We start from the raw sequence: 1,006 nt of genomic DNA on the forward strand, positions 1-1,006 counted from the left end.
GGTTATGCAATTGAGTACGATTTCTTTAACCCTCAAGACTTGAAACAAAGCCTAGAGACAAAGTTTATCGAGAACTTGTTTTTCGCTGGCCAAATTAACGGCACAACTGGTTATGAAGAAGCCGGTGCCCAAGGTTTACTTGCTGGTATGAATGCTTCGTTGAAAGCAAGTGGTGATATGCTTTGGTGCCCTCGTCGAGATGAAGCTTATATCGGAGTACTGGTTGATGATCTGATTACACTAGGAACCAGTGAGCCTTACCGTATGTTTACAAGCCGTGCTGAATACCGTTTGTTACTACGCGAAGATAATGCTGACCTAAGGTTAACTGAGATCGGACGTAATTTAGGTTTTGTAGGTGATGAGCGCTGGTCACAATTCTCAAGCAAGCGCGAAGCAATCGAGAAAGAAACAGAGCGTCTAAAAACAACTTGGGTGCAACCTGGCTCAGAAGGTGGGAAGATTGCTGACAAATATTTTGATCGACTATTTCGAGAGAATACAGCCTTCGTGACTTGCTAAAGCGTCCTGAAATCAATTATCAAAGTATTGCTGAAATAAACGGTGATCCAACAATTTCTAATGCTGTTGCTGAACAGATTGAAATACAAACCAAGTATGATGGTTATATCAGTCGTCAACAGGATGAGATTGATCGTTTAAGAAAGAATGAATTAACCAAGCTGCCAATCGATTTCAATTATGATGGAATTTCTGGTCTATCCAATGAGATTAAGCAAAAACTATTAGAGGTTAAACCAGAAACAATTGGCCAGGCATCTAGAATTCCGGGAATTACACCGGCTGCTGTGTCATTGGTACTCATATATCTGAAGAAAAAATCTTTATCTAAATCAATCAAACATGAAAGTGCCTGATTTCGGCACTTCACGTATCTTAAAAGAGAATAGACGTGATCAATGCATCGCAACGTGCCAACTTTAGTAATATTCTAAGCGACGCGGCAGAAAAAATAGGTATTACTCTAAATGAAGAGCAGAATGGC

General features: G+C 40.2%; 1 pseudogene. It reads left to right on the forward strand.

Going from position 1 to position 1,006, the window contains the following annotated elements:
* Positions 1-878, forward strand: a pseudogene (locus tag A3757_RS24955) (FAD-dependent oxidoreductase); the annotation flags it as partial.
* Positions 879-1,006: the final 128 nt, after the last annotated feature.

The sequence above is a fragment of the Oleiphilus sp. HI0117 genome (assembly GCF_001635235.1).